Source organism: Pseudomonas baltica (assembly GCF_014235765.1).
Classification (GTDB): domain Bacteria; phylum Pseudomonadota; class Gammaproteobacteria; order Pseudomonadales; family Pseudomonadaceae; genus Aquipseudomonas; species Aquipseudomonas baltica.
In genome coordinates, this window is record NZ_JACMYH010000002.1 from 519,770 (window position 1) to 546,568 (window position 26,799).

At 63.0% G+C, this 26,799-nt stretch carries 25 protein-coding genes and 2 pseudogenes; 21 read left to right on the forward strand and 6 right to left on the reverse strand.

Annotated elements, in window-relative coordinates:
- Window positions 1-94: 94 nt before the first annotated feature.
- From H7993_RS11760 to H7993_RS11770, 3 genes are read left to right on the forward strand one after another with little or no spacing between them, the layout of a single operon-like run.
- Window positions 95-1,597 carry a TolC family outer membrane protein gene (locus H7993_RS11760; RefSeq protein ID WP_425312004.1) on the forward strand — a complete coding sequence of 501 codons (1,503 nt, stop codon included), beginning with the start codon at window positions 95-97 and terminating at the stop codon, window positions 1,595-1,597.
- Window positions 1,594-3,774, forward strand: coding sequence for a type I secretion system permease/ATPase (locus H7993_RS11765; RefSeq protein ID WP_185794494.1), 2,181 nt, complete (start codon window positions 1,594-1,596; stop codon window positions 3,772-3,774). Before H7993_RS11760 ends, H7993_RS11765 begins: the two co-directional genes overlap by 4 nt.
- Window positions 3,775-3,788: 14 nt before the next feature.
- Window positions 3,789-5,039: an HlyD family type I secretion periplasmic adaptor subunit gene (locus H7993_RS11770; protein ID WP_122713729.1), complete on the forward strand. Its 1,251-nt coding sequence runs from the start codon at window positions 3,789-3,791 to the stop codon at window positions 5,037-5,039.
- Here the strand turns inward: H7993_RS11770 and H7993_RS11775 are convergent.
- Both H7993_RS11775 and H7993_RS11780 read right to left on the reverse strand, forming a co-directional pair.
- Entirely contained in the window at window positions 5,036-5,476 is a 441-nt protein-coding gene (locus H7993_RS11775; protein WP_185794495.1) for a winged helix-turn-helix domain-containing protein, read from the reverse strand. The two genes, H7993_RS11770 and H7993_RS11775, sit on opposite strands and share 4 nt — an antisense overlap.
- Window positions 5,477-5,584: 108 nt before the next feature.
- Complete coding sequence (locus tag H7993_RS11780) at window positions 5,585-6,310, reverse strand: helix-turn-helix domain-containing protein (protein ID WP_185794496.1); 726 nt, start codon at window positions 6,308-6,310, stop codon at window positions 5,585-5,587.
- A 309-nt stretch (window positions 6,311-6,619) separates the two neighbouring features.
- Between H7993_RS11780 and H7993_RS11785 the strand changes: the two genes are divergently transcribed.
- Both H7993_RS11785 and H7993_RS11790 read left to right on the forward strand, forming a co-directional pair.
- Window positions 6,620-7,861 (forward strand): glutamine synthetase family protein, encoded by a 1,242-nt coding sequence (locus H7993_RS11785; RefSeq protein ID WP_185794563.1) that lies wholly within the window; start codon window positions 6,620-6,622, stop codon window positions 7,859-7,861.
- A 115-nt stretch (window positions 7,862-7,976) separates the two neighbouring features.
- Window positions 7,977-9,269 carry an MFS transporter gene (locus H7993_RS11790; RefSeq protein ID WP_185794497.1) on the forward strand — a complete coding sequence of 431 codons (1,293 nt, stop codon included), beginning with the start codon at window positions 7,977-7,979 and terminating at the stop codon, window positions 9,267-9,269.
- A gap of 36 nt (window positions 9,270-9,305) precedes the next feature.
- Here H7993_RS11790 and H7993_RS11795 read toward each other — a convergent pair whose 3' ends face one another.
- From H7993_RS11795 to flgA, 4 genes are all read right to left on the reverse strand, one after another.
- Window positions 9,306-10,052: a flagellar regulator YcgR PilZN domain-containing protein gene (locus H7993_RS11795; protein ID WP_122475956.1), complete on the reverse strand. Its 747-nt coding sequence runs from the start codon at window positions 10,050-10,052 to the stop codon at window positions 9,306-9,308.
- Window positions 10,053-10,081: 29 nt separating this feature from the next.
- Window positions 10,082-10,549, reverse strand: coding sequence for a flagella synthesis protein FlgN (locus H7993_RS11800; protein ID WP_122713723.1), 468 nt, complete (start codon window positions 10,547-10,549; stop codon window positions 10,082-10,084).
- A gap of 49 nt (window positions 10,550-10,598) precedes the next feature.
- A complete protein-coding gene (gene flgM / locus H7993_RS11805) occupies window positions 10,599-10,904 on the reverse strand; it encodes a flagellar biosynthesis anti-sigma factor FlgM (protein WP_122475953.1) in 306 nt (101 codons plus the stop codon).
- 149 nt (window positions 10,905-11,053) lie between these two features.
- Window positions 11,054-11,806, reverse strand: coding sequence for a flagellar basal body P-ring formation chaperone FlgA (gene flgA, locus H7993_RS11810; protein ID WP_185794498.1), 753 nt, complete (start codon window positions 11,804-11,806; stop codon window positions 11,054-11,056).
- A 58-nt stretch (window positions 11,807-11,864) separates the two neighbouring features.
- On the opposite strand from flgA, the gene H7993_RS11815 reads away from it, so the two are divergent.
- From H7993_RS11815 to H7993_RS11885, 16 genes and pseudogenes are all read left to right on the forward strand, one after another.
- A complete protein-coding gene (locus tag H7993_RS11815) occupies window positions 11,865-12,791 on the forward strand; it encodes a chemotaxis protein CheV (RefSeq protein ID WP_122475949.1) in 927 nt (308 codons plus the stop codon).
- 48 nt (window positions 12,792-12,839) lie between these two features.
- The gene (gene cheR / locus H7993_RS11820; protein WP_122476757.1) at window positions 12,840-13,667 is read left to right on the forward strand and encodes a protein-glutamate O-methyltransferase CheR; all 828 of its coding nucleotides are present in this window, start codon (window positions 12,840-12,842) and stop codon (window positions 13,665-13,667) included.
- A 235-nt stretch (window positions 13,668-13,902) separates the two neighbouring features.
- Entirely contained in the window at window positions 13,903-14,310 is a 408-nt protein-coding gene (flgB, locus tag H7993_RS11825) for a flagellar basal body rod protein FlgB (protein ID WP_185794499.1), read from the forward strand.
- 3 nt (window positions 14,311-14,313) lie between these two features.
- Window positions 14,314-14,757 (forward strand): flagellar basal body rod protein FlgC, encoded by a 444-nt coding sequence (gene flgC, locus H7993_RS11830; RefSeq protein WP_122713719.1) that lies wholly within the window; start codon window positions 14,314-14,316, stop codon window positions 14,755-14,757.
- A 15-nt stretch (window positions 14,758-14,772) separates the two neighbouring features.
- Entirely contained in the window at window positions 14,773-15,474 is a 702-nt protein-coding gene (gene flgD, locus H7993_RS11835; RefSeq protein WP_122475944.1) for a flagellar hook assembly protein FlgD, read from the forward strand.
- A 28-nt stretch (window positions 15,475-15,502) separates the two neighbouring features.
- On the forward strand, window positions 15,503-16,813 hold the full coding sequence (flgE, locus tag H7993_RS11840) for a flagellar hook protein FlgE (RefSeq protein WP_122475942.1): 1,311 nt from the start codon (window positions 15,503-15,505) through the stop codon (window positions 16,811-16,813).
- Window positions 16,814-16,826: 13 nt separating this feature from the next.
- Entirely contained in the window at window positions 16,827-17,012 is a 186-nt protein-coding gene (locus H7993_RS11845) for a hypothetical protein (RefSeq protein WP_185794569.1), read from the forward strand.
- A gap of 233 nt (window positions 17,013-17,245) precedes the next feature.
- Entirely contained in the window at window positions 17,246-17,983 is a 738-nt protein-coding gene (locus H7993_RS11850; protein ID WP_122475939.1) for a flagellar basal body rod protein FlgF, read from the forward strand.
- Between the two features lie 49 nt (window positions 17,984-18,032).
- Window positions 18,033-18,818, forward strand: coding sequence for a flagellar basal-body rod protein FlgG (gene flgG / locus H7993_RS11855; protein WP_043186004.1), 786 nt, complete (start codon window positions 18,033-18,035; stop codon window positions 18,816-18,818).
- Window positions 18,819-18,888: 70 nt separating this feature from the next.
- Window positions 18,889-19,584 carry a flagellar basal body L-ring protein FlgH gene (gene flgH / locus H7993_RS11860; protein ID WP_043186005.1) on the forward strand — a complete coding sequence of 232 codons (696 nt, stop codon included), beginning with the start codon at window positions 18,889-18,891 and terminating at the stop codon, window positions 19,582-19,584.
- A gap of 12 nt (window positions 19,585-19,596) precedes the next feature.
- Window positions 19,597-20,706, forward strand: coding sequence for a flagellar basal body P-ring protein FlgI (locus H7993_RS11865; RefSeq protein ID WP_122475937.1), 1,110 nt, complete (start codon window positions 19,597-19,599; stop codon window positions 20,704-20,706).
- 176 nt (window positions 20,707-20,882) lie between these two features.
- Window positions 20,883-20,972, forward strand: a pseudogene (locus H7993_RS20945) (rod-binding protein); the annotation flags it as partial.
- Window positions 20,973-21,167: 195 nt separating this feature from the next.
- Window positions 21,168-21,920: pseudogene (flgJ, locus tag H7993_RS20950) on the forward strand (flagellar assembly peptidoglycan hydrolase FlgJ); the annotation flags it as partial.
- A gap of 11 nt (window positions 21,921-21,931) precedes the next feature.
- Window positions 21,932-23,974: a flagellar hook-associated protein FlgK gene (gene flgK / locus H7993_RS11875; protein WP_185794501.1), complete on the forward strand. Its 2,043-nt coding sequence runs from the start codon at window positions 21,932-21,934 to the stop codon at window positions 23,972-23,974.
- A gap of 13 nt (window positions 23,975-23,987) precedes the next feature.
- A complete protein-coding gene (locus H7993_RS11880; protein WP_185794502.1) occupies window positions 23,988-25,571 on the forward strand; it encodes a flagellar hook-associated protein 3 in 1,584 nt (527 codons plus the stop codon).
- 270 nt (window positions 25,572-25,841) lie between these two features.
- Complete coding sequence (locus tag H7993_RS11885; RefSeq protein ID WP_122475930.1) at window positions 25,842-26,768, forward strand: ketoacyl-ACP synthase III; 927 nt, start codon at window positions 25,842-25,844, stop codon at window positions 26,766-26,768.
- Window positions 26,769-26,799 lie beyond the last annotated feature (31 nt).

Genomic DNA, 26,799 nt, shown 5'->3' on the forward strand with positions numbered 1-26,799 from the left:
ACCAGCGTCGGGCCTGCGGGCCCGGCGTCGCGGCAGGAAGTCGCACGCCGCCTGAATCGGGCGTGCCATCAAGAACAGGAAGTGGGGGATTGGCTTGAAGTGCACCTCTTTGGCGACACATATTTCAGTGGCCGTTCTGGCACTGGGCATCACACCGCTCTACAGCCTGCCGGCACATGCCGCAGACACCCTCGAACCCGGGCTCAAGGTCATCAGCCCGAGCCGCTTGGAAACCCGCCCCGAGCAGACCGCTCGGCCGCATCCACGCAATGTCGCCAGGCCTGCGATTGCGTCCGCTGCAACGGCGGCGGGGGCCAGGCTCGACGATTCCGATCTGGCCGCGCCGGCCTCCGGCACCCAGCTGGGCCTGGTCCAGGCCGTCCGCCTGGCGGTGGAATGGCATCCGAGCATCGGCGAGGCGATCGGCACCCTGTACCAGCAGGGTGAAGGCATCAACGTGGCGCGTGCCGGCTACTATCCACGCATCACCGGCGGGCTGCGTGGTGGTCTCGACAGTTCCTACGGTGGCAATGGCACCAGCCAGGCGGTGAACATCTCGCTCAAGCAGATGCTCTACGACTTCGGCAAGGTCGACAGTGCGGTCGACGTCGCCAAGGCCCGCGTCGCCCGCAGTCAGGCGCAGGTACTGCTGAGCATCGATCAGGTGGCACGCGACACCTCCCAGGCCTACATCGAGGTGCAGCGCTATCAACGCCTGCTGCAGGTCGCTCGCGAGCAGATCAAGGGCATCGCCGGCATTGCCGAGCTGGCACGTCAGCGCAGCGACATGGGCGCCGCCACGCGTTCGGACGTGGTCCAGGCCAGGTCCCGAGAAGACGGCGCGCGTGCCACCCTGCTGCAGTATCAGGCGCTGTACAACCGCTGGCGAGCCAACCTCATCAACCTGGTAGGACGCGCCGCGCCGTTCGACGTCAACGACGATTTTCCGCCGTCGCTGCTGGCCTCCTGCAACGCTGCAGAACCGGACATGAACGCCTTGCCCGGCATCCTGGTAGCCAACGCGCAACGGGTCGAGGCCCAGGCGGCCATTCGCCAGGCCCGTGCCGATGGGCTGCCGACGCTATCGGTCGACCCCACGCTGAACCACTACCTGGACAGCAACTACAACAGCAACAATTCCAATATCGACCGTACCCAGGCAGGCATCTTCATCAACCTCGACGTGCCGTTCTACCAGGGCGGTGCCACCACCGCGCGTACCGCCGCAGCTACCTATGCCCTGACTGCCGCCGACTCGGCCGAAGATGCCGCCCGCCTGCAGGCCCGCCAGGGCTTGTTCGAAGCGCAGGCGCAAACTGCCAGCCTGGACCGCCGGCTCGGCTCGCTGCAGTCGCGCCAGGGCAGCATTTCCGAAGCCCGCGAGCTGTACGGCCAGCAATACCTGGAGTTGGGCACGCGGCCACTGCTCGACCTGCTCAACGCCGAACAGGAGATCCACCAGTCGCGCTTCGACCTGGCCAACACCGAGGCTGACCTGCGCCGCCTGCAGGTGGACTGCCTGTACAGCACTGGCGCCCTGCGCAGTGCCTACCGGATCGATCAAAGCACCATCCAAGGCGTGGAGATACTGCCATGAACGATGCCGTGAACCTGCCCCTGGACGCGGAATCGGTACAACCCGCGCAAACCTTCTCGCGCCAGGACTACCGGGTCTGGCTCGACGCGATCCTCGGTGTGGCGCGTCACTACCGCCTGGAGTGCTCGGCGGAAAACGTGCGTATCGCATCGCTGCGTGCCGACGATTCCAGCGTAGAGGACGTCCTGCGGCAGATGGCCCGGCAGGCCGGGCTGACGATCAAGTTCGCCCGCTACGACCCCACCACCCTGACCCAGTGGCGCACGCCGCTGGTGGTGCAGCTCAAGGACGGTCAGGTCGGCATCATCCAGGTGCTCGGCGACGACGAGCAGATCGGCATCGCCTACAGCGGTGACCAAGGGCTGCAGAGCAGCATCGACCGCCAGACCCTGCTCGACAACGCCCTGCGCACGGTGATCCTGCGTCCGGCGCGGCCGGTCAGCGACGTGCGCACCAACGACTACATCAAGCCCTACGACGAGCACTGGTTCCGCAAGATCGTGCTGCGCGACCTCAGGCCCTACGGGCACGTCATGCTGGCCTCGCTGGTGGCCAACATCCTCGGCCTGGGCGGGGTGTTGTTCTCCATGCAGGTATACGACCGGGTGATCCCGGCCGAATCGCTCCCCACCCTGTACGTGCTGTTCGGCGGCGTGCTGCTGGCGATCACCTTCGACTTCATCATGCGCATCATGCGCATGAAGATCACCGACCTGCTCGGCAAGCGCGCCGACCTGCGTGTCAGCGACCTGGTCTTCGGCCACGCGATGCGCCTGCGCAACTCGGCGCGGCCCAAGTCCACCGGTTCGTTCATTTCGCAGTTGCGCGAACTCGAATCGCTGCGTGACCTGATCACCTCCAGCACTGCCACGGCACTGGCCGACCTGCCGTTCTTCCTGATCTTCCTGGTGGTGTTCTACCTGATCGGCGGGCCACTGGTGCTGATTCCCCTGTGCGCACTGGTGGCGATGGTGGTGCCTGGGCTGATGGCCCAGCGCAAGCTGGCGCGATTGGCCAACGAATCCATGCGCGAATCAGCGCTGCGCAACGCCATGCTGGTAGAAACCGTGCAGGGCATGGACGACATCAAGAGCCTGCAGGCCGAGCAGCGCTTCCAGCAGCAATGGAACCACTACAACGCCGTGGCGGCAGACAGCAGCCTGCGCCTGCGCACTTTGACCAACGGCCTGGTGGCGTGGACGCAGAACGTGCAGAGCGCGGTGTTCGCCATCGTCATCGTGTTCGGCGCGCCCATGGTGATTGCCGGCGACCTCACCACCGGTAGCCTGGTGGCCGCCTCGATTCTGGCCTCGCGGATGATGGCGCCGGTGTCGCAGCTGACCCATGTGCTGACCCGCTGGCAGCAGGCCAAGGTTGCCCTCGAAGGCCTCAACCGCTTGATGCTGCTGCCGGTCGATCACCCCGAAGGCGCCCAGCGCGTGCACCTGCCGGTGATCGGCGGGCGCTACGAGCTCAAGCGCGCCAGCTTCAAGTACAGCGAGGAGGCACGTACCCCGGCACTGACCGTCAACGAGTTGAGCATCGCACCAGGCGAGCGCATCGCCGTGCTTGGCCGCAACGGTGCCGGCAAGTCGACCTTGCTCCAGGCCCTGGCTGGCGGCCTGGACCTGAGCGGCGGCAGCATCAGCCTCGACGGCGTTGCCCTGGGCCATATCGACCCGGCCGACGTGCGCCGCGACATCGGTCTGCTCACGCAGAACTCGCGGCTGTTTCACGGCAGCCTGCGCGAGAACCTGATCATGGGTGCCGGGCAAGCGTCGGATCAGGAGATCATCGCTGCTCTGGAAATCACCGGCGCGCTGGATTTCGTGCGCCAGTGCCCGACCGGCATGGATCACTTGATTCTCGAAGGCGGCCTCGGCCTGTCCGGTGGTCAGCGCCAATCGCTGTTGCTGTCGCGTCTGCTGATCCGCCAGCCGCATATCCTGCTGCTCGACGAGCCCACTGCGTCGCTGGACGAAACCACCGAACGCCGGCTGATCCAGAACCTGGCGACCTGGGGCCAGGGCCGCACGATCATCGTTGCCACCCATCGCACCAGTGTGCTGGCCCTGGTCGACCGGATCATCGTGGTCGACAACGGTCAGGTGGTGATCGACGACACCAAGGAAAACGCCATCGCCAGACTGTCGCGTCCCAAGGGCGCGGCTCAATGAAGGAGGGCAGGGCAATGGATACAGGCAAGTCTTTCAAGGTGCTGGGCTCCGGTGAATTCAAGCGCATCCCGCTGCTCAGCGAAGACGGTGCGCCGGGCCAGTCGTATTACCAGGACGGTGTCGACGACTCCACCGTGGTGCGTGCGACCCGCGTGGTGTGGGTCGCGGTGGCGATGCTGCTGGCGTTCTTCGTCTGGGCATTCTTCTTCGAGGTCGTGGAAGTCTCCACCGGCACCGGCAAAGTCATTCCCAGCTCGCGGGAACAGCTGATCCAGTCGCTCGAAGGTGGCATCGTGGCCGAGATGAACGTGACCGAAGGGGCGATCGTCGAACGCGGTCAGGTGCTGGCCCAGCTGGACCCGACCAAGACCGAATCCAACTTCGGCGAGAGCGCGGCGAAATACCGCGCGACCTTGGCCAGTGTCGCCCGCCTGCAGGCCGAAGTGGGGCTCAAGCCCCTGAAATTCCCGGCCGAGCTCGACGCCTATCCGGCTTTGCTCAAGGCCGAAACCGAGCTGTACAACGTTCGCCGTCGTGGCCTGGATGACTCGTTGGCCGGCATCAACGAATCCCTGCGGCTGGTGCGCAGCGAATTGCAGATCACCGAAAACCTGGCCAGAACCGGTGCGGCCAGCCGGGTGGAAGTACTGCGGCTGAATCGGCAGCGCTCTGAGCTCGAGCTCAAGCTCACCGAAGCCCGTTCCGATTACATGGTGCGGGCCCGCGAGGAGCTGGCCAAGGCCAATGCCGATGTGGAAACCCTGACCGCGGTGCTCAAGGGCCGCTCCGATTCGGTGTCGCGCCTGACCCTGCGCTCGCCCGTGCGTGGCATCGTCAAGGACATCGAAGTCACCACCATCGGCGGCGTGGTGCCGCCCAATGGCCAATTGATGCAGATCGTGCCGCTGGACGAGCGCTTGCTGATCGAAGCGAGAATTTCACCCCGCGATATCGCTTTCATTCATCCCGATCAGCAAGCCAAGGTAAAGATCACCGCCTATGACTATTCGATCTACGGCGGGCTCGACGGCCGGGTGGTGACCATCTCGCCCGATACCATCCAGGATGAAGTGAAACCCGAGGTGTTCTATTACCGAGTGTTCATCCGCACCGATTCCGACTCGCTGGAGAACAAGGCCGGGAAGAAGTTTGCCATCGTCCCCGGCATGATCGCCACGGTCGACATCACCACAGGCCACAAGACAGTGCTGGATTATTTGATAAAGCCGCTGAACAGGGCCAAGGAAGCCCTGCGCGAACGCTAGGAAGAGCAGGGGGGCTCGGCAGCCTGGCCCCCCGGCGATTTCCAGCTCGGGCAATACGCCGAACGCACCACCTGGGCCAGGCAATAGCCGCGGTTGCGTACCGAGCGGATCAGGCGTTCGCCACCGCTGCATTGGCCAAACTTGCTTTGCAGGCGGCTCAGGGACATTTCCAGACCGTTGTACTGACTGGGGTTCTTGCCCAGTCCGGCGATCAGCGCTTCCTTGCTGACCACCCGCTCGCTGCTGAAGGCGAGCAGGCTCAGCAGCGAGCACTCGGTGCGCGTCAAGGCCACGCTGATACCGTTCTGGGTCAGGGTTCGGTCGATGTCGTTGAACCACCAGCGGCCGTGTGCGAGCTGCGCGTCATCCGCTGTTTGATGGGCCGTATAGAGCTGCGTATAGACGGAAGAATATTTGTTGCCAAGGTCCGTAGGCATGGGGTCGTTCCTTCAAAACGTGGTGCTGGATCCAATTTCTCTATCAATTCAAGGCTAGTACGCTTTGAAAAAATCGCCAATGGCCATCGGTCAGTCGAAAAACGCTTTTCAGCGAAAGGCGATGGGCGGGGGCGAGATGCAGCCGCGAATCAGGCGGTAGCCGGTGCCGCGTACGCTCTGGATGACATGGGTGCCGAAGGCTCGGCGAATGCTGCTGCGCAGGCGACTGACGAATTTCTCCACCACCCGCACGTCGTAGGTGCGCATATTAAGCCCCAGCAGTTGCGCCAGATCGTCGAAGCTCAGCTGGTGATGAGGGGCGTAGAGCAGCGCCAGGACCACCTGAACCTGCACAAAGGTCAGGTCCAGGCGTCGCGTCGCGTCTTCCAGGCACAGACGTACGGGATCCAGCACCGGTGGGGCCAGATTCCAGTAGTCGGGGTTCTGGAACAGCGCGAGATAGAATGCTTCGCGCTCCTGCTCCGGGCCCGGCAATCGCAGCACGTGGTCGGCCCCTGCGTGTTGGTAGGCTTGGCGAATGGCGGCGTCGGCGCCGGTCAGGGCGACCAGCACCGACGCCCAGCTGTTGCCTCGACGGATGTCGTCGACCCAGCGGACGCCCTGTTGTCGTTCGCCACGGGCAGGCTCGACGAGAATGGCCTTGTGCCGGCTCTTTTCGTAGTCGAATGTCGGCTGCAAGTCCGGCTGCAGGCCCTCGACGGGCAGGGAAAGGTGGTGAAGGCAGCGCTCGAGCGAGTCGCTCCGTGAGGTATCGCTGCAAAGCATGAGAAGACGCGGTTCAAGCGGGTGAAACAGTGCAGCCAAAACATCCATGTGTATCATTCCTGCTGTTCGCCGAGCCGACGAACAAGGCGCAGCATCGAGCTGCTTGGATCCAAGTCACTACACTGTGTACTGGCGCTACGCTATCGGCAAGCGACTTGTTCGCAACGCTTCCTGCAGGTGGCTTGTCACCCGCCCGCTGCGTTGCGTATTTTGTGTACATCGCCGAGTACGGCATTGAGCGTCAAGGGCAGAGAAATGAGTAGCGAAGGACTGCGTACGGTCGCCGAGCGTTTGAGCGGTGTCGATGAAATCGAATGCGTCACACCTGATCTCAATGGCGTACCGCGAGGCAAGGTCATGACGGCAGAAGGGTTCCTGGAGGGTCGTCGTCTGCAACTGGCCAGCGGCGTGCTGCTGCAATGCATCATGGGCGGTTATCCGCCCAGCCGCTACTACGGCGCCGACGACGGCGACGTCGCACTGGTGGCCGACCCTACTCGGTTGCAGCGCCTGCCCTGGAGCGAGCCGCCCCGTGCCTGGGTGGTCTGCGATGCCGAGGAGTTGACCGGCGGGTCATCCCCGCTGTCGACCCGCGGTCTGCTCAAGACAGTGGTTGCACGCTATGCGCGCCTGGGCTTGGCCCCGGTGGTAGCGACCGAGCTGGAATTCTTCGTCTTCGCCGCCAATCCCGATCCGTCACTGCCGTTCCAGGCGCCGATCGGGCTGGATGGCCGACGCGAGGATGGCAGCAGTGCGTTCAGCGTGGGGTCCAACAATGGCTTGCGGCCGTTTTTCAACGAGGTCTGTCGCAGCATGGCAGCGCTGGGGCTGCCGCGCGACACGGTGATGCACGAAATGGGCGTCAGCCAGTTCGAGATCAACCTGCTGCATGGTGATCCGCTGCTGCTCGCCGACCAAACCTTCCTGTTCAAGCACTTGCTCAAGGAAGTCGGGCTCAAGCATGGGCTGAGCGTGGTGTGCATGGCCAAGCCGCTGGCGCGGGTGGCTGGCAGCTCGATGCACATTCATCAGAGCGTGGTGGCGCTGGACAGTGGCCTCAACGTGTTCAACGATGCCCATGACCAGCCCACCGACACCTTCCGTCATTTCATCGGCGGGCAACAGGCGGCCATGGCCGATTTCACTGCGCTGCTGGCGCCCAACGTGAATTCCTACCAGCGCCTGTGTCAGCCCTATGCGTCGCCCAACAATGCCTGCTGGTCCCATGACAACCGCGCCGCCGGGCTGCGCATACCGGCCAGCGCTGCCTGCGCCCGCAGGGTCGAGAACCGTCTGCCCGGCGCCGATGCCAATCCCTACCTGGCCATCGCCGCCAGCCTCGCCGCCGGCCTGCACGGCATCGAACACCGGCTCGAGCCCTCGCAGCCCATGCAGGGCGACCTTGCCGTGCCGGAAGAATTGTCGTTGCCATGTACCTTGCATGCGGCCCTGGAGCGTCTCAAGCGCAGCCCGTTGGCCAGGGAACTGTTCGGCAATGTGTTCATCGAAGGCTACATTGCGACCAAGACCCTGGAGCTGGCGAGTTTCTTCGACGAAATCACTCCTTGGGAACGCCGGGTGCTGGCGGCCCAAGCTTGATCCTGCAACAGCTTGTATGCAGGTGACGATTTTCCCCGCCGCGCTCAGCCGAGGTGGCGGAAAAGGGCGTTGCCTGTGAACCGATCGTTCCGACACCCTTTACCGCGGACCTGCAATGCGCCAAATCTGGAAAAACTTTCGAGCCCTGTACTTCGCCTCACTGATGATGCTGATCGGCTCTGGCTTGTTGAGTACCTACCTGGCCCTGCGCCTGTCGGCCGAGCAGGTCGACAGCCTGTGGGTGGGTGCGCTGATGGCCGCCAACTATTTCGGCCTGGCCCTGGGCGGCAAGATCGGCCACAGGTTGATCGCCCGCGTGGGCCATATCCGTGCCTATGCCACCTGCGCCGGTATCGTCGGCGCCGCCGTGCTGGGCCATGGCCTGGTGAACTACCTGCCAGCCTGGCTGTTCCTGCGGGTCATCGTCGGTCTGGGCATGATGTGCCAGTACATGGTGATCGAAAGCTGGCTCAACGAGCAGGCCGACAGCAAGCAGCGCGGAGCGGTGTTCAGCGGCTACATGATCGCTTCCTACCTGGGCCTGGTCCTGGGCCAGCTGATTCTGGTGGTGCATCCGCAATTGGGGCTGGAACTGCTCATGCTGGTCGCGCTGTGCTTCGCCCTGTGCCTGGTGCCTGTGGCTCTGACGCGGCGCATTCACCCTGCGCCCATGCACCCGGCGCCCATGGAGCCACGCTTCTTCATCAGTCGTGTGCCGCAGTCACTGAGCACCGTGCTGGGCTCAGGCCTGATCGTCGGCTCGTTCTACGGTCTGGCGCCACTGTATGCCTCGGCGCAGGGCTTGAGCACCGAGCAGGTCGGCTTGTTCATGGGTTCGTGCATTTTCGCCGGGTTGCTGGTGCAGTGGCCGTTGGGCTGGCTGTCGGACCGTTACGACCGTGCGCTGCTGATCCGCTGCGTGGCAGTCGGTATCGCCATTGCCGCGCTGCCGCTGGCGCTGATTCCGGCCGTGCCGCTGGAGGTGCTGTTCGCCGCCGGCTTCCTGGTGTCGCTGCTGCAGTTCTCGCTGTACCCGTTGGCCGTGGCGTTTTCCAACGACCATGTGGAGGCCGATCGGCGTGTTTCGCTGACCGCCATGCTTTTGGTGACCTACGGTGTCGGCGCCTGTATCGGGCCATTGGTGGCAGGGGTGCTGATGAAGCAGTTCGGCAGCCAGATGCTGTATGCCTTTTTCAGCTTTTTCGCCGTGGTGCTGGTATGGCGGATCAGGCCGAAGGCAGTGACCAACCTGCACGTCGTGGACGACGCACCGTTGCATCACGTGGCCATGCCGGCCGCCAACTCGCCGTTGGCCGCAGCGTTGGACCCGCGGGTGGATGAGCACATGGTGCAGGAACAGATGCAGAACACCGAACCTGCCGAAGAAGAGCCGGTCAAGGCTGGCTAGGGTGCCGCCGGGCCGCGCTCGGGGCGCGGCCCGGGTTTAGAAATCGTCCCGGTCGAAGCGCTGTGCGTCGCGCTGCAACTGATGCACGAAGCGCTCGAGCTGCCGCTGCATCAGCCCCGGGATATTGTGGAAGCGCACGCCCACGAAAGTGGTGTCGATGCGCTCCTCGAAATGCAGGTGGCGCAGCTCGACCGCCGTATTCATGGCGCCGAAGGGAAGGCCGGCGCTGAAGCGCTCGTAGATCTGCCCCAGTTGCAACCGCTCGGCGATGTCGCCCTCGAAGCGCAGCTTGCAGCCATGGGCCGAGATGTCGAGCAGCTTCCCCACCAGCGTGCTCTTCAGCCGACTGCCGGCGATTTCCACATCGACCAGTTGCGACAGCTTGAGTGCGGCACGAAAGGCATTGCGGCGCTGGTGGTAGACCACCTGGCCAGGCAGCGCGCCGACATAGCAGCGGCTGCCCTGCTTCTGGGTGATGGTCCAGTGGCCATGGCTTTCCCAGGCAACGCGAACGCCGTCATGAAAGCCTTCGACCTTGAACCCTTCACCTGCTTCCAGGTATTTCTCGCCTTCGCGGGGAATCATTTCATCGAGGACGATGCGCAGGTTGTCCCGGTCCACTTCCACCAGAAAGCTCTGGCAGCGCAGGGTGCGCTCGTGAAAAGTGATGATCAGGGGGTCGTGGCTTTCCTGGAGCATGCGCAGGTTGGCGGCGACTTCCAGGGGTGTGGCAAGCACCTTGGGCGGTTGCGGTGCGTCTTCCACGTTCGATGCGTTTGACACGTTCTGGTCTACTCCGGGGAACACACAGGTCAGGCCTGGCTGAGGGCGCGGTAGGTGGCCATTCGCGCGGTCGAGCCACGGCTGTTGTAGAGCGACGGTGGCTCGGCGCCAGTAAGTATGCGGATCTGGTTGGCGGTCGCCACCTGCTGGCGCACGATGCCTTGGCCCACCTGCGCATTGATGGCCTGGCACTGCGCGAGCAACTGACTCAGCGCATCGCCGCGGGCCAGCAACGCATCGCCCAAGTGCGACTGGCGTGCCAGTGCCTGCAGGCCATCGCGATCCGCCGACAGGCCAAGCTGCATGAGCAACTGGCTACGCCGGCGTCCGTTCTGCTCGAGCAGCACGATCAATGACTGCTTCTGCGCCAGAATCGTTTCCAGAAGCTCCATGTCGCGGCTCTGCAACGCCTGCGACTCGTCGCGCAGCAGCTCGAGCAGCTGCCCTGCGTACGGGAGGTCTTCTTCAATCAGCTGCAACAGCGTTTGATCGTGCATGGTGAGCCCTGGCGTTGACGCGTCCAGAAACCCCGGCGCCTAGACTGGGCTAGCGCTGGGCTTCGAAATTGAGCATTTTGCTGGCAACGCGCTCGCTGTCGACTTTATAGCTGCCCTCGGCGATAGCCTGCTTGAGCTCGGCGACGCGGGCGCTGTTGACAGTGGGCTGATCGCTCAGCTTGTCGGTGATTTTCTGCATTTGCTGGGCCTGATCGCTCAAGGTGACCGGTTCCCCGCTCTTCACGGCGGGCGTGCTTGGCACGGCCGTGTCGGCGGCCACTTCCTTGGCAGGGCTGGTACGCGAAGTACCCTGCACTGACGGCGAGTTGCCCACTCGGTTGAAGTCGATAACCATTGTTCTGAACCTCTGGGTATTTGGACGCTTGCCTTGTTTTCGGCCAAATCCCGATTAACTTTAGGCGCTGTTTCGCAAATGCCCGATGCCGCGGCTACGGGCCCGTGTAGGCCCCTAGTGTAGGAAAACTCCGGTTCGCCGGCCAGCTTTTACATCGCTACTTCCACTTGTCCAGGCCCGGTGACGCGCGCCTTGACCACCCGTTTGGAGTTCAGGTTGCGTACGCGTATCTGCTCGCTCATGCCGCCCTGCGCCAGCGCTTCGCCCGGCATGCGGACCGCCAGGGTGCCGCTGCGGGCAATGATCACCACCTGATCACCCTTGAGCACCAGGGCCTGTTGCTCGAGGAATACCGGCGTGAGCACCTGGTCGATCACCGTCGGTCGGATCAGCTTCATGCCCACGGCCTCGTCCAGCGAGACCAGGAAGCCTTGACCCATGGCGCCGACGTCGCGTTCGCGCAACGCCACGTCGGCCTCCGTCAACACGCTGTCGCGCTTCAAGGGTCGGGTGGTGGTCACCACCTCGCGAAACAGCCGGACCTGCGCCGGAACGAATACCGTCCACGGCGCAGCGCCTTCGCAGCGCACTCGTACGGTCACTCGGCCCATCGGTTGCGCCGGGCTTTCCAGGCTGGCCGACAGCTGCCGGTCGCAACCGGGCATGCGCAAACGCGGGTCGAGATTGTTCACTTCGATCTCGTAGCGGCCCTGGATTTGCGAGGTCGCCAGATAATCTTCAACAGTGAACTCAAGAAAACCCTGGGTGACACCGATAAGCTGTTCGGGCAATGTGACATTGTCGGCGCGCGCCGCACTGCCGAGCACCGCGCCACCCACCGTGGCAACGGCCCAGAATAAATACGCGGCGATGTGTCGAGAAACTGTCGTTTTTGCGTTCATGCAGTGCTAATAGCAAGGCCCGTGCCGATATCGAGCGGGTCGCAAGAGGAGTTTGGGCATGGCGGGTGTAATGGATTCGGTGAACCAGCGCACGCAGCTGGTTGGGCAGAATCGCCTGGAGCTGTTGTTGTTTCGCCTCAATGGCAAGCAGCTCTACGGGATCAACGTCTTCAAGGTCAGGGAGGTGCTGCAATGCCCCAAACTGACGGTATTGCCGAAGTCCAACCCGGTGGTTCGCGGCGTGGCCAACATCCGTGGCGCGACCATCCCGATCCTCGATCTGGACATGGCCACGGGTGCTGCGGGCCTTGTGGCATCGACCGATACCTTCGTCATCATCACCGAGTACAACACCAAGATTCAGGGCTTTCTGGTGCATTCGGTGGAACGTATCGTCAACATGAACTGGGAAGAGATCCATCCGCCACCCAGGGGCACCGGCCGCGATCACTACCTGACGGCCGTCACCCGCGTGGATAACCAGTTGGTGGAGATCATCGACGTCGAGAAAATCCTCGCCGAAGTGGCGCCGACCTCCGAAGCGATCTCGGTTGGCGTGGTCGACGAGGAGACGCACAGCAAGGCCGTTTCCCTGCGCGTGTTGACCGTCGACGATTCATCGGTGGCACGCAAGCAGGTGACCCGTTGCCTGCAGACCGTGGGGGTAGAAGTGGTGGCCTTGAACGACGGTCGCCAGGCCTTGGAATACCTGCGCAAGATGGTCGACGAGGGCAAGCGTCCGGAGGAGGAATTCCTCATGCTGATCTCCGACATTGAGATGCCGGAGATGGACGGCTACACGCTGACCGCCGAGATCCGCAGCGACCCACGCATGCAGAAGCTGCACATCATTCTGCATACGTCGTTGTCAGGGGTGTTCAACCAGGCCATGGTCAAGAAGGTCGGCGCCGACGATTTCCTTGCCAAGTTCCGCCCCGACGACCTGGCGGCACGGGTCGTCGATCGCATCAAGGCAGCAGTATGAATGCCGGGCGCCAGCGCCCGGCCTACCGAACCAGCAAGAGGCGGCACCGTGTCTACGGGTAATTTGGATTTTGATCAGTTCCGGGTCTTCCTGGAAAAAGCCTGTGGCATTCTCTTGGGCGAGAACAAGCAGTACCTCGTTGCCAGCCGCCTGAACAAGCTGATGGAGCAGCAGGGCATCAAGTCCCTGGGCGAACTGGTGCAGCGTATCCAGACCCAGCCGCGCAGCGGTCTGCGCGAGCAGGTGGTGGACGCCATGACCACCAACGAAACCCTGTGGTTTCGCGACACCTATCCCTTCGAAGTGATGAAGAACAAGGTTTTGCCCGAAAGCATCAAGGCCAGCCCCGGCGCACGCCTGCGTATCTGGTCGGCGGCGTGCTCGTCCGGCCAGGAACCCTATTCGCTGTCGATGACCATCGACGAGTTCGAGCGCAGCAACCTGGGACAGCTGAAATCGGGCGTGCAGATCGTTGCCACCGACCTGTCCGGCAGCATGCTGACCAACTGCAAGAGTGGTGAGTACGACAGCCTGGCGATCGGCCGCGGCCTCTCCCAGGAGCGGCTGCAGCGCTATTTCGATCCCAAGACGCCAGGGCGCTGGGCGGTCAAGGCGCCCATCCGCAGTCGCGTCGAGTTTCGTGCGTTCAACCTGCTCGACAGCTATGCGGCGTTGGGCAAGTTCGACATCGTGTTCTGCCGCAACGTGCTGATCTACTTTTCCGCACAGGTCAAGAAAGACATCCTCACCCGTATCCATGGCACCCTCAAGCCGGGCGGGTACCTGTTCCTGGGTGCATCCGAAGCCTTGAACGGCTTGCCCGAGCTGTATCAGATGGTGCAGTGCAGCCCCGGCATCATCTACCAGGCCAAGTGATCTTGCGCCTGGCGCGCTTCCTTTACCCAGGCGTGCGACCAAGGCGCACGGGCGGCAATTTTTCTGGCGCCAGCGTTGCCGCTTTTCCCCTCCAGCGGAAATTTCTTGCCGCTTTTCTGGCATCACCCAACGCCTGATAGGCCCGCAACCCGCATGGGACGGGCTTTTTGAGACTTGGCACACTGATTGCTATCTATCCTGCACGAACCATCTGGTCTGCCGCATAGGTACCAACATGAGCATCAGTTTCGACAAAGCGCTGGGCATTCACGAGCAGGCCTTGGGCTTCCGCGCCAAGCGTGCCGAAGTGCTGGCCAACAACATCGCCAACGCCGACACGCCCAACTACAAAGCTCGGGACCTGGACTTCGCCTCGGTGCTGGCAGCGCAGAGCGAGCAGAACGGCAAAGGTGCCTTCGGCCTGCAGACCACCAGCAGCAAGCACATCGCCGCCCAGGGCTTCAGCTCGGGCGACGAGACCTTGCAGTACCGCATTTCCACGCAGCCTTCGCTGGACCAGAACACCGTCGATGCGCAGATCGAGCAGTCGAACTACGCCGAGAACTCGGTCAACTTCCAGGCCAGTTTCACCCTGCTCAACAGCAAGTTCAAAGGGCTGGTATCGGCCCTTCGCGGAGATTAAGCCATGTCCCTTGCCAGCGTCTTCAACATTGCCGGTAGCGGCATGAGTGCGCAGACCACGCGCCTGAACACCGTGGCGAGCAACATCGCCAACGCCGAAACCGTGTCGTCCAGCATCGACCAGACCTACCGCGCACGGCATCCGGTGTTCGCCACCATGCTTCAGGGCCAGCAGGCCGGCGACAGCGGTTCGCTGTTCCAGGACCAGGATTCGGCGGGGCAGGGTGTGCAGGTCACCGGCGTGGTCGAGGACCAGAGCGATCTGGAAGCGCGCTACGAGCCCAATCACCCGGCGGCGAACAAGGATGGCTACGTCTACTACCCGAACGTCAACGTGGTCGAGGAAATGGCCGACATGATCTCGGCCAGTCGTTCCTTCCAGACCAACGCCGAACTGATGAATACCGCAAAGACCATGATGCAGAAGGTGCTGACCCTGGGTCAGTGATAGAGGCGAGCGCAGATGACGACTACCAGCATTAACAATGGCGTGAGCGCCTCGGTCCTGGACTCATTGCAGAAGACCACCAGCAGCACCGACAGCTCGACCGGCACCGCCGGCAGTGCGTTGGGCAAGGACGCGTTCCTGCAGCTGCTGGTGACCCAGATGCAGAACCAGAACCCCCTCGATCCCCAGGACAACGGCGAGTTCGTCGCCCAGCTGGCGCAGTTCAGCAGCCTGGAAAGCATGCAGAGCCTGAATGCGTCGGTGGGCACCATCGTCAACAACTACCAATCGTCCCAGGCGCTGCAGGCCTCGTCGCTGGTCGGCCGCTCGGTCATCGCCCAGACCGATACCGCCGTGGTCGACCCCACCAAGGGCCTCACCGGCTCGGTGGCGCTGACCTCGTCGAGCAGCAACACCACGGTCGGCGTCTACGACGCCAAAGGTGACCTGGTGCGCAATATCGATCTGGGCAGCCAGTCCGCCGGCAACGCCGCCTTCACCTGGGATGGCAAGGACAGCAACGGCGCGGTTGCCGCTGCCGGCACCTACACCTTCAAGGCTGCAGCCACCGTCGACGGTACCGCCACGGCCATGAGCACCTACCTTCCAGCCACGGTGAACAGCGTCACCATGGGCACCAACGGCGGTGAACTGACCCTCAACCTCGCTGGACTGGGTAGCGTTGCGCTGTCGAAAGTCCAAACCATCGGAATTTGAGCCGCTTCGTCCGGCGCAGGAGTACAGCATGACTTTCAATATCGGCCTCAGCGGTCTTTCGGCAGCCAACAAGGCGCTCAACGTCACCGGCAACAACATTGCCAACGTCGCGACCACCGGCTTCAAATCCTCGCGCGCGGAATTCGCCGACCAGTACGCCGCGTCCATTCGCGCCACGGCCGGCAAGACCAGCGTGGGCAGCGGTGTGACCACCGCGGCCGTGTCGCAGCAGTTCACCCAGGGCAACATCGCCTCGACCGGGCAGAGCCTCGACCTGGCGATCAACGGCAACGGCTTCTTCGTGCTCAACGATGGTGGCCAGAAGCTCTACACCCGTGCCGGTGCCTTCTACAGCGACAAGGACGGCAACGTCGTCGACGTGAGCGGCAACAACCTGCAGGGCTACAACGCCCAGGACGGCGTGGTGCAGACGGGCGTGCTGACCAATCTGAAAATCGACTCTGCGAACCTGCAGCCCAAGGCGACCTCGAAGATCGCCGAAACCGTCAACCTCAACTCCAGCGCTCCGCAGGCAACCATCACGCCGTTCGACCCGAGCAACGTCAAGAGCTACAACTACACGTTCAACACCGATGTGTACGACAGCTTGGGCAACGCCCACCAGATGAACCAGTACTTCGTCAAGGATGCCACGGCCAACAGCTGGACCATGCACACCACCATCGACGGTCGCAATCCGTCCGATCCGACCGCCACCACGCCGTTGGTCAATACCTTGAGCTTCAAGTCCGACGGCAGCCTCATCGTGCCCGCTCAGGGTAACGTGCCTGGTGGCCTGGGCATCAACGCCGACAAGAGCTTCAACCTTGCCGGCTGGGTGCCTTCCACCCGTGGCGCCGATGGCACCTGGACACCCAACGGCGCGACGGCCAATGCCGGTGGCGTGGCGTTGGACATGCTGGCGACCACGCAATACAACTCGGCATCGGCCACCTCGGCCAAGACCCAGGACGGCTACGCCACAGGTGAGCTGACCGGTCTGTCGGTGGACGGCACGGGCAACATGTTCGCCAACTTCACCAATGGCCAGAACAAGGTCATCGGTCAGGTGGCCATGGCCAGCTTCGCCAACATGCAAGGCCTGGCGCCCAATGGCGGCACCAACTGGAAGGAGTCGTTCGCTTCCGGTACCGCCGTGATCGGTACGCCCGATACCGGTGTCATGGGCAACCTGCAGTCCCAGGCGCTGGAAGACTCCAACGTCGACCTGACGGCCGAGCTGGTGAACCTGATCAAGGCGCAGAGCAACTACCAGGCGAACGCCAAGACCATTTCCACCGAAAGCACCGTGATGCAGACCATCATCCAGATGACCTGATGAGGGCAGGGCAGTGATCCGGTGTCTGTGTGCAGCCCTGGCCATCGCCGCAACCTGCGCGATGGCCGTGGCGGCGCCCGCGCCCTGGTACACCTACCAGAGCCTGGCGAGCGGCCGCTACCTGTGCAGTCAGGTCGACCCTGGCCCGCATTACCGTCGCTTCGCCGGGCCGTTCACCAACGCCGGCTGCCGTCGTTGAAGACGGCGCCGTCGAGCCTCGCCCTGATGTCGCGACGTAAATCCATTCTCCCGTTGCCGCTAGCGGCAATCCGGCGCCGACTTTTCGGCGTCAAGCTTTCAGTGAGCTTCGGCCGCATCGCTGCAACCCCCGTCCTAGAGGGGCTGTAGCCGTATTGGCAAAGTTGGCCCGCATATTGCTCTACCTCTCTCAGTACAGCAGTAGACGGCATTCGCCCGTCGAGGGAGACAACTGTGGACAAGATGCTCTATGTGGCAATGACCGGTGCCAGCCAGAACGCGCTGGCGCAGAAGGCGCATGCCAACAACCTGGCCAACATTTCCACCACCGGCTTTAAGCGTGACCTGGAACAGGCGCGTTCCATGCCGGTGTTCGGCGATACCTTTCCTTCGCGGGCCTATGCCCTGACCGAACGTCCGGCCACCGATTTCAGTGGCGGCGCGCTGCAGGAAACCGGCCGGGACCTGGACGTCGCGGTGGGCGGCAACGGCTTCATCGCCGTACAGACACCCGACGGCGGCGAAGCCTACGTCCGCACCGCCAGCATGAACGTCGACGCGCTCGGTGTGCTGCGCGCCGGCAATGGTTTGCCGGTCATGGGCAACGGCGGTCCGATCGCCGTGCCGCCCGACGAGAAAATCGAGATCGGCATGGACGGCACCATCAGTATTCGTGGTCTGGGGCAGGCTCCCAACGTCATGGCCCAGGTCGACCGCATCAAGCTGGTCAATCCGGACGTGAAAACCCTGACCAAGGGCCTGGACGGTCTGATCCACACCTCCAGCGGCCAACCGGCACCTGCCGACGCTGCGGTCCGCGTCGAGTCCGGCTTCCTGGAAGCGAGCAACGTCAATGCGGTCGAGGAAATGACCTCCGTGCTGGCGCTCTCCAAGCAGTTCGAACTGCACATCAAGATGATGAGCACCGCCAAAGAAGGCGACGAGGCCATGGCCCGGGTCTTGCAAATCTAATTCCAGCGTAGCGATCGCGCCGTAAACCAGGCGCTCCAGGAGAAGACACATGCTTCCAGCACTATGGGTCAGCAAGACCGGCCTCCAGGCTCAGGACACCAACCTGACCACGATTTCCAACAACCTGGCGAACGTGTCGACCACGGGTTTCAAGCGCGATCGCGCCGAATTCCAGGACCTGCTCTACCAGATCAAACGTCAGCCCGGTGCCCAGTCGACCCAGGACAGCGAACTGCCGTCGGGCCTGCAGGTTGGTACCGGTGTGCGCATTGTCGGCACCCAGAAGAACTTCACCGCCGGCAGCCTGCAGACCACCGACCAGCCGCTGGACATGGCCATCAACGGTCGCGGCTTCTTTCAGGTGATGCAGCCTGACGGCACCGTTTCCTACACGCGTGACGGTACCTTCCACCTGAACTCCGACGGCCAGATCGTCACCGCCCAGGGCCTGGCGCTGGAACCTGCCATCGTCGTTCCCAACGAAGCGCAGACTTTCACCGTAGGCACCGACGGCACCGTGTCCATCACCACCGCCGGCAACGCCGCTTCGCAGGTGATCGGCAACCTGCAGACCGCCGACTTCATCAACCCGGCCGGCCTGCAGGCCATCGGTGGCAACCTGTTCCTGGAAACCGCCTCCAGCGGCGCGCCGCAAGTGGCAACGCCCGGCCTGAACGGCGCCGGTACGGTACTGCAGAACACTCTGGAAAACTCCAACGTGAGCACTGTGGAAGAGCTGGTCAACATGATCACCACCCAGCGTGCCTACGAGATGAACTCCAAGGTCATCTCCACTGCCGACCAGATGCTGCAGAACCTGACCCAGAACCTGTAATTCGGGTCCATCCGTAATCCCCAAGCTACCTGGGCGCCGCGTGCGCCGGCTACACCGTGAGGTCTGTGTCATGCGTCGTGTCTCGATTGTTCTTGCCCTGAGTGGAATGGCCTTGCTGACCGGTTGCGTCGCGCCGCCGGCCAAGCCCAACGACCCGTACTACGCCCCGGTGCTGCCGCGCACTCCGATGCCTGCCGCCGCCAACAACGGCTCGATCTACCAGGCCGGCTTCGAGCAGAACCTGTACAGCGACCGCAAGGCGTTCCGCGTGGGCGATATCATCACCATCACCCTCAACGAGCGGACCAGTGCCAGCAAGAGCGCCAACTCCAAGGTCGGCAAGGACAGCAACAACAGCCTGGGCCTGACCTCGCTGTTCGGAGCGGGTGTGAACACCAACAACCCGCTGGGCAGTGGCGACCTGAGCCTCAATGCAGGCTACAGCGGCACTCGCGCCACCAACGGCACCGCGGCGGCAGCACAGAACAACAGCCTGACCGGTTCGGTCACGGTAACGGTGGCCGACGTGCTGCCCAACGGCATCATCTCGGTTCGCGGCGAGAAGTGGATGACGCTCAACACCGGCGAAGAGCTGGTGCGCATTTCCGGTCTGGTCCGCGCCGACGACATTGCCACCGACAACACCGTGTCCTCGACGCGGGTAGCCGATGCGCGCATCACCTATTCGGGCACCGGTTCGTTTGCCGAGGCCAGTCAGCCGGGTTGGTTCGACCGGTTCTTTGCCAGTCCACTGTTTCCTTTCTGAGTGCGCCCGTCCATGCTCAACTTCAAACACCTGATCGCCGCTGCCCTGCTGTTGTCCGCCGCGTTCGGCGTTCAGGCCGAGCGCCTCAAGGACATCGCCAGCATTTCCGGCGTGCGCACCAACCAGCTGATCGGCTATGGCCTGGTCGTGGGCCTCAATGGCACCGGCGACCAGACCACGCAGACGCCATTCACCCTGCAGACCTTCAACAACATGCTCTCCCAGTTCGGCATCAAGGTGCCGCCGGGCTCGGGCAACGTGCAGCTCAAGAACGTCGCCGCCGTGTCGATCCATGCCGACCTGCCAGCGTTCGCCAAGCCGGGACAGGTGGTCGACATCACCGTGTCGTCCATCGGCAACTCGAAAAGCCTGCGTGGCGGCAGCCTGCTGATGACCCCGCTCAAGGGTATCGACGGCAACGTCTACGCAATCGCCCAAGGCAACCTGGTCGTCGGTGGTTTTGACGCCGAAGGCCGCGACGGGTCGAAAATCACCGTCAATGTGCCGTCGGCAGGACGGATTCCTGGCGGTGCCAGCGTCGAGCGTGCCGTGCCCAGTGGCTTCAATCAGGGCAACAGCCTGACGCTGAACCTCAACCGCTCGGACTTCACGACCGCCAAACACATCGTCGACAAGATCAACGAGCTTCTTGGCCCGGGAGTTGCACAGGCTATTGACGGGGGCTCGGTGCGCGTCACTGCTCCGGTCGACCCCAGCCAGCGCGTGGACTACCTGTCGATCCTCGAGAACCTCGATGTCGACGTAGGGCAGGCGGTGGCCAAGGTGATCATCAATTCGCGCACCGGCACCATCGTGATTGGCCAGAACGTCAAGGTATCGCCTGCGGCAGTGACCCACGGCAGCCTGACGGTGACCATTACCGAAGACCCGATCGTCAGCCAGCCAGGGCCTTTGTCCGGTGGCGAAACGGCGGTGGTGCCACGTTCGCGGGTCAGCGCCCAGCAGGAAGCCAAACCGATGTTCAAGTTTGGCCCTGGCACCACGCTCGACGAGATCGTCCGCGCGGTCAACCAGGTGGGGGCAGCGCCCGGTGACTTGATGGCCATTCTCGAAGCCCTGAAACAGGCCGGCGCATTGCAGGCCGACCTGATCGTGATTTGAGGTAACAGCTGATGGAAATGCCGAATGGTGGAGTATCGGGAACACGGGATTCGGGGGCTTACACAGACCTCAATCGCCTGAGCTCGTTGAAAGTCGGGGATCGCGACAGCGAGGCCAACCTGCGCAAGGTGGCCCAGGAATTCGAGTCGCTGTTCCTCGGTGAAATGCTCAAGTCCATGCGTTCGGCAAATGACGTGTTGGCCAAGGACAACCCGCTGAACACCGAAACCACCAAGCAGTACCAGTCGATGTACGACCAGCAGCTGTCCGTGACCCTCTCCAAGGAAGGTGGCGGTATCGGCCTGCAGGACGTGCTCATGCGCCAGTTGTCCAAGACCAAGGGCGTGGCCCGTGCCGGCGCGAATCCGTTCGCCCATGCCGACAACAGCCTAAACAAGCCACTGGGCGCCACTCGCGACGCCTCGGCCGATGCCAAGGCCGCCGGCAGCGTCGGCCACAACGACATCGCCTTGCTCAACCAGCGTCGTCTTTCGCTGCCCAGCAAGCTTGCCGACCGTCTGGTGGCCGGCATCGTGCCGTCGGCGGCCACCGAAGCAGGGGCTGCCAGCGGCAGCAAGAACCTCATCAACGTTGCGGCCGATGCACCGCTCAACAGCCTTGCCAAGACCGTGCGCAGCGGCGCTGCGTTCGAGGGCAGCAGCCTGGCGAAGAGCGTCGCCCAGCCGCCCCTGGCCCCGGCCAAGCGCGCGTTCGCCTCGTCCGACGAGTTCATCGCGACCATGCTGCCGATGGCCGAAAAAGCCGCTGCGCGCATCGGTGTCGACCCCAAGGTGCTGGTCGCCCAGGCGGCGCTGGAAACCGGCTGGGGCAAATCGATCATGCGCGCCGACGACGGCAGCAGCAGCCACAACCTGTTCGGCATCAAGGCCACCGGCAACTGGAAAGGCGAGAACGCCCGCGCGATCACCAGCGAATTCCGCGACGGCCAGATGGTCAAGGAAACCGCCGATTTCCGCTCATACACCTCGTACGAAGACAGCTTCCACGACCTGGTCAGCCTGTTGCAGAACAACGATCGCTACCAAGGCGTGGTCAAGTCCGCGGACAACCCCGAACAATTCGTCAAGGAACTGCAGAAGGCCGGCTACGCCACCGACCCGAACTACGCCAGCAAGATCTCTTCCATCGCCAAGCAGATGCAAGGCTATGAGAACTACGCTCGCAGCAGCACCAGCGCTACCACGAATCTATAAGGTTTGAACCCATGTCGAATCTGATCTCCATTGGGCTGTCCGGTCTGGCGTCCAGCCAGGCATCCCTGGCGACCACCGGTAACAACATCGCCAACGTCGCGACTGCGGGCTATTCCCGGCAGTCGGTGGTGAACACTGCCAGTGGCTTGCAGAACATCGGCGTGGGCTATCTGGGCACCGGCACCACGATCTCCGACGTGCGCCGTATCTACAGCAGCTATATGGATACCCAACTGCAGACCAGCACTGCGTTGAGCAACGACGCGAGCGCGTACAGCACTCAGATCAACAGCATCGACAAACTGCTGTCCGATGGCAGCACGGGTATCAGCGCCGTGCTCAGCAGCTTCTTTTCCGCCGTGCAGACCGCAGCGGCGAACCCGAGCGATACCTCGTCGCGGCAACTGCTGCTGACCCAGGCGCAAACCCTGAGCAATCGCTTCAATTCGATTTCGTCGCAGTTCAGCCAGCAGAACGACAGCATCAATGCGTCGTTGACCACCCTGACCGGCCAGGTCAACAAGCTGAGCGGCAACATCGCCGAACTCAACCGGCAGATCACCGAGATGTCGGGCACCGGTTCCACGCCCAACAGCCTGCTCGATGCGCGCAACGAAAACGTTCGCCAGCTCAACGAGCTGGTCGGTGTGAGCGTGCAGCAGCGTGACGGCAACTACGACGTCTACCTGGGCTCGGGGCAGTCGCTGGTGACCGGCAGCTCGGCCAATTCGCTGGTGGCCACACCCGGTGTGGCCGACAAGAGCCAGTATGGCCTGACCATCCAGTATCAGGGCTACAGCACCGACGTGACTTCGGTCACCACCGGCGGCGAGATCGGCGGCCTGCTGCGCTTTCGCAGCGATGCGCTGAACCCGGCAATCAACGAGCTGGGGCGCACCGCCATTGTCGTGAGCGACACCTTGAACGGCCAGTTGGGCAAGGGTATCGACCTCAACGGTGACTTCGGTTCGTCGGTATTCGCCAGCATCAACAGCGCCACCGCCACGGCCAACCGCAGCCTGGCGGCGTCCACCAACAGCGCAGGTTCGGGCAACCTGAGCGTTACCGTTGCCGACTCCAGCAAGCTGAGCATCTACGACTACAACGTCAAGTTCAGCAGCACCACCGCCTACAGCGTGACCCGTTCGGACGGCACCTCGATGGGCAGCTTCGACCTGGGCAGCAATCCTGCACCCGTGATCGACGGTGTCACCCTGGGCCTGAACGGCAAGGTTGCCAGCGGCGACAGCTTCGTCGTCACACCGACGCGCAGCGGCGCGAGCGCTATCACCACCACACTCACCGATTCGAACAAGCTGGCTTTTGCCGCGCCGCTCACCGGCACGGCGACCGTCGGCAACTCGGGCACCGGCACCTTCACCCAGCCGGTGCTGGGCAGCAAGCTGGACATCTACAGTGGCACGGCCCTGAGCCAGTTGCAGAGCGGCATCGAAACCTCGTCGCCGGTCAAGCTGGTGTTCGGCAAGACCACCGACGGTGCGCAGAGCTACAGTCTGTTCAACGCGTCAGGCACCAGTATTGGCAGCGGTACCATCGTGCCTGGCCAGAGCAACAACCTGAGCCTGACCGTGCCGGTGGTAGGTGCCGACGGCAAGCCCGTCAACGGCGCCGACGGCAAGCAGCTCACCTTCAGTTTCGACACCACCGTGGGCGGCACGCCTGCGGTCAACGACAGCTACACCGTGTCGTTCAACGCCGATGGCAAGTCCGACAACCGCAATGCCACGCAATTGCTGGGGTTGCAGACCAAGGCCACGGTTGGCGCGACGGCGGGCAACCCCGGCATGAGCTTCACCAGTGCCTATGCTTCGCTGGTGGAGCGGGTTGGCGCCAAGGCCAGCCAGGCCACCGTCGACACCAAGGCCACGGGGGCCGTGCTGACCCAGGCCAAGACCAACCGCGACTCGGTATCGGGTGTCAACCTGGACGACGAAGCCGCCTCCCTGGTGAAGTTCCAGCAGTACTACACGGCGTCCTCGCAGATCATCAAGGCTGCGCAGGAAACATTCAGCGTCCTGATCAACGCCCTCTAAGGAATAGTCGACCATGCGAATTTCCACTTCTCAGTATTTCGAGACCAGCGCGACCGGCTATTCCAAGAATTTCTCGGACACCGCCAAGACCCAGGCGCAGATCAGCTCAGGCAATCGCATCCAGAGTGCCGGAGACGACCCGGTCGGTGCCGCCAAACTGTTGCAACTGCAGCAGCAGAGCACCTTGCTGACCCAGTACAGCGGCAACATGACCAGCGTTACCAACTCGCTGACCCAGGAAGAGAGTGTGCTCGACAGCATCACTACGGCCTTGCAGCGGGCCCAGGAATTGACGATTCAGGCCGGTAACGGTGGCCTGAGCGATGCCGATCGCACCTCGATTGCCAGCGAAATCGGCGAGATCGAGAAAAACGTCCTTGGCCTGCTCAACACCAAGGACGCCAACGGCCAGTACATGTTCTCCGGATCCAAGACCAGCACGCCGCCTTATGTGCAGAACAGCGACGGCAGCTATACCTACCAGGGCGACCAGACCCAGCTCAGCCTGCAGGTGTCCGATACCCTGCAACTGGCGACCAACGACACCGGCTACGGCATCCTGGAAACAGCGGTGAACACCAGCCGTACGCAAACCACCATGACCGCACCGGTGGTCGACGACGGCCTGGTGACCGTGTCCGACGGCCGCCTCGAATCGCTGACCACCTACAACAAGGCGTTCACCGACGGCCAGCCGTACAAGCTGACGTTCACCAGCAGCACCCAGTTCACCCTCACCAACAGCAAGAACCAGGATGTGACCTCGCAGGTCACTGGCAACGGCACCTTTGACCCGAAGGCCGACGGTGGTACCACTATCAGCCTGTACGGTGTGGAGTTCGACATCGACGTGGCGGCCAAGCAGAGCGCGCTGGGCACCGTTGCCGATGCCGACATGGCAGGGCGCACGTTCAGCCTGGGCAGCAAGCCGGACAGCATCAGTTCGACGCGCAACGCGGCCAACACCTCCACGGCGCAGCTGACCAGCGCGAACGTGACCGATGCCGATCGCTATTCCGCAGCTTTCCCGGCTGGCGGGGCGGTGATCAAGTTCACCAGCGACAGCGAGTACGAGGTCTATGCCCAACCACTGACCGATTCCAGCCAAGCCATTGGCAAGGGAGCAGTGGTTGTCGGTGCCGCTGGCAGTTCGATCACGGCGGCGGGGGTGACCTTCACTGTTTCGGGCCAGGCCGGCGCGGGCGACAGCTTCAGTGTCAACGCGAACAGCCACAAGACCCAGAACGTGCTGGATACGCTGCATCAGCTCAAGTCAGCCCTTGAGCTACCGGTGACCGACGCCAGATCCGCGCTGGCATTGAAGAACGCCACCGACTCGGCGTTGGGCAACCTGGCCAGCGCCAACGAGAACATCGACATCTCTCGTGGGCAGATCGGTGCGCGGCTCAACTCGCTGGCTATCCAGAACGACGAGAACGTCAGCCTGGCGTTGGCCAACAAGAGCACGCAGTCGGCGATTTCCGACACTGACTTTGCCACCGCATCGGTGACCTTGAGTCTGCAACAGACCATGCTGCAGGCTTCGCAGCTGGCCTTCGCGAAGATCTCCCAGCTGAGTCTGTTCAACAAACTCTGATCGGCGGGGCGCAGGCCCCGTCTCGCACGACCCCGCCGCGCGCCATTTCCTACCGCCTATGGCACAATACCTGTGTGACCAATGGGTCGAATCGTGCATCTTCACACTTATGTATTGCCGGGCCGCTGAATCAGCGGCCTGCAGCTGCTTCGTTTCTGGCAGCAGTGGCGTCGTCTTACCTGGGCCGACGCCGCCTGACACCCTTTTCGATGGCATTGCGCAAACGCTCCGCGTAATGGCCTCCAGCTACCTTTGTATTGGGAAGCCACAATGATTGGCATAAAAAGCATCGCGAGTTACGTGCCTGCCGAAGGCCTGGACAACTACGCCCAAGGTGCCAAATTCGCCAAGGATGAAGATTTCATCATCGGCAAGATCGGTTCGGCCTTCCTGCCGCGCAAGTCCGACGACCAGGAAACCTCCGACCTCTGCGTGGAAGCGGCCAACGCCTTGTTCGCCAGCAATCCGCAGCTGTCCCGCGAGTCCATCGACGCCTTGATCGTCGTCACCCAGAACGGGGACGAGGAGGGCCTGCCACACACCGCAGCTATCGTTCAGGACAAGCTCGGCCTGTCGACCAACGTTGCGGCGTTCGACATCAGCCTGGGTTGCTCGGGCTATGTGTACGGCATCTATGCGCTCAAGGGCTTCATGGAAGCGGCTGGCTTGAAGAACGGCCTGCTGATCACCGCCGACCCGTACTCCAAGATCGTCGACCCCGAGGATCGCAACACCACCATGCTGTTCGGCGACGCGGCCACCGCCACCTGGATGGGCGAGGACGCGCCCTGGCAGCTGGGCAAGGCCAAGTTCGGTACCGATGGTTCCGGCGCCCCACACCTGAAGGTCACCGATGGCGTGTTTTTCATGAACGGTCGGCAGGTGTTCAACTTCGCTCTGCTGAAAGTCCCGGCGCATCTGCACGAATTGCTCGATGAGTCGGGCCTGACCAGCGCCGACGTCGACGCCTACTGCATCCACCAGGGCAGTGCGGCGATCGTCGATGCGGTAGCCCGGCGTTTCGAGGAAGAGCCGGAGAAGTTCATCAAGGACATGGTCGAAACCGGCAACACGGTGTCCAGCAGTATCCCGCTACTGCTGGAAAAGCACATTCTCGACTCCGCCTGGAAGCGCGTTGCCCTGAGCGGCTTCGGTGTCGGCCTGTCCTGGGGCTCGGCGCTCATCTACCGCCCCTGATCCACCGCGTTGCCCGCCGACGCGGCTTGCG

What these genes read in the sequence shown, in the direction of transcription:
- H7993_RS11765 (WP_185794494.1), top strand. Translation starts at nt 1,594, where the DNA reads ATGAACGATGCCGTGAACCTGCCCCTGGACGCGGAATCGGTACAACCC.
- H7993_RS11770 (WP_122713729.1), top strand. Translation starts at nt 3,789, where the DNA reads ATGGATACAGGCAAGTCTTTCAAGGTGCTGGGCTCCGGTGAATTCAAG.
- H7993_RS11775 (WP_185794495.1), bottom strand. Translation starts at nt 5,476, where the DNA reads ATGCCTACGGACCTTGGCAACAAATATTCTTCCGTCTATACGCAGCTC.
- H7993_RS11780 (WP_185794496.1), bottom strand. Translation starts at nt 6,310, where the DNA reads ATGGATGTTTTGGCTGCACTGTTTCACCCGCTTGAACCGCGTCTTCTC.
- H7993_RS11785 (WP_185794563.1), top strand. Translation starts at nt 6,620, where the DNA reads ATGACGGCAGAAGGGTTCCTGGAGGGTCGTCGTCTGCAACTGGCCAGC.
- H7993_RS11790 (WP_185794497.1), top strand. Translation starts at nt 7,977, where the DNA reads ATGCGCCAAATCTGGAAAAACTTTCGAGCCCTGTACTTCGCCTCACTG.
- H7993_RS11800 (WP_122713723.1), bottom strand. Translation starts at nt 10,549, where the DNA reads ATGCACGATCAAACGCTGTTGCAGCTGATTGAAGAAGACCTCCCGTAC.
- flgM (WP_122475953.1), bottom strand. Translation starts at nt 10,904, where the DNA reads ATGGTTATCGACTTCAACCGAGTGGGCAACTCGCCGTCAGTGCAGGGT.
- flgA (WP_185794498.1), bottom strand. Translation starts at nt 11,806, where the DNA reads ATGAACGCAAAAACGACAGTTTCTCGACACATCGCCGCGTATTTATTC.
- H7993_RS11815 (WP_122475949.1), top strand. Translation starts at nt 11,865, where the DNA reads ATGGCGGGTGTAATGGATTCGGTGAACCAGCGCACGCAGCTGGTTGGG.
- flgB (WP_185794499.1), top strand. Translation starts at nt 13,903, where the DNA reads ATGAGCATCAGTTTCGACAAAGCGCTGGGCATTCACGAGCAGGCCTTG.
- flgC (WP_122713719.1), top strand. Translation starts at nt 14,314, where the DNA reads ATGTCCCTTGCCAGCGTCTTCAACATTGCCGGTAGCGGCATGAGTGCG.
- flgD (WP_122475944.1), top strand. Translation starts at nt 14,773, where the DNA reads ATGACGACTACCAGCATTAACAATGGCGTGAGCGCCTCGGTCCTGGAC.
- flgE (WP_122475942.1), top strand. Translation starts at nt 15,503, where the DNA reads ATGACTTTCAATATCGGCCTCAGCGGTCTTTCGGCAGCCAACAAGGCG.
- flgG (WP_043186004.1), top strand. Translation starts at nt 18,033, where the DNA reads ATGCTTCCAGCACTATGGGTCAGCAAGACCGGCCTCCAGGCTCAGGAC.
- flgH (WP_043186005.1), top strand. Translation starts at nt 18,889, where the DNA reads ATGCGTCGTGTCTCGATTGTTCTTGCCCTGAGTGGAATGGCCTTGCTG.
- H7993_RS11865 (WP_122475937.1), top strand. Translation starts at nt 19,597, where the DNA reads ATGCTCAACTTCAAACACCTGATCGCCGCTGCCCTGCTGTTGTCCGCC.
- flgK (WP_185794501.1), top strand. Translation starts at nt 21,932, where the DNA reads ATGTCGAATCTGATCTCCATTGGGCTGTCCGGTCTGGCGTCCAGCCAG.
- H7993_RS11880 (WP_185794502.1), top strand. Translation starts at nt 23,988, where the DNA reads ATGCGAATTTCCACTTCTCAGTATTTCGAGACCAGCGCGACCGGCTAT.
- H7993_RS11885 (WP_122475930.1), top strand. Translation starts at nt 25,842, where the DNA reads ATGATTGGCATAAAAAGCATCGCGAGTTACGTGCCTGCCGAAGGCCTG.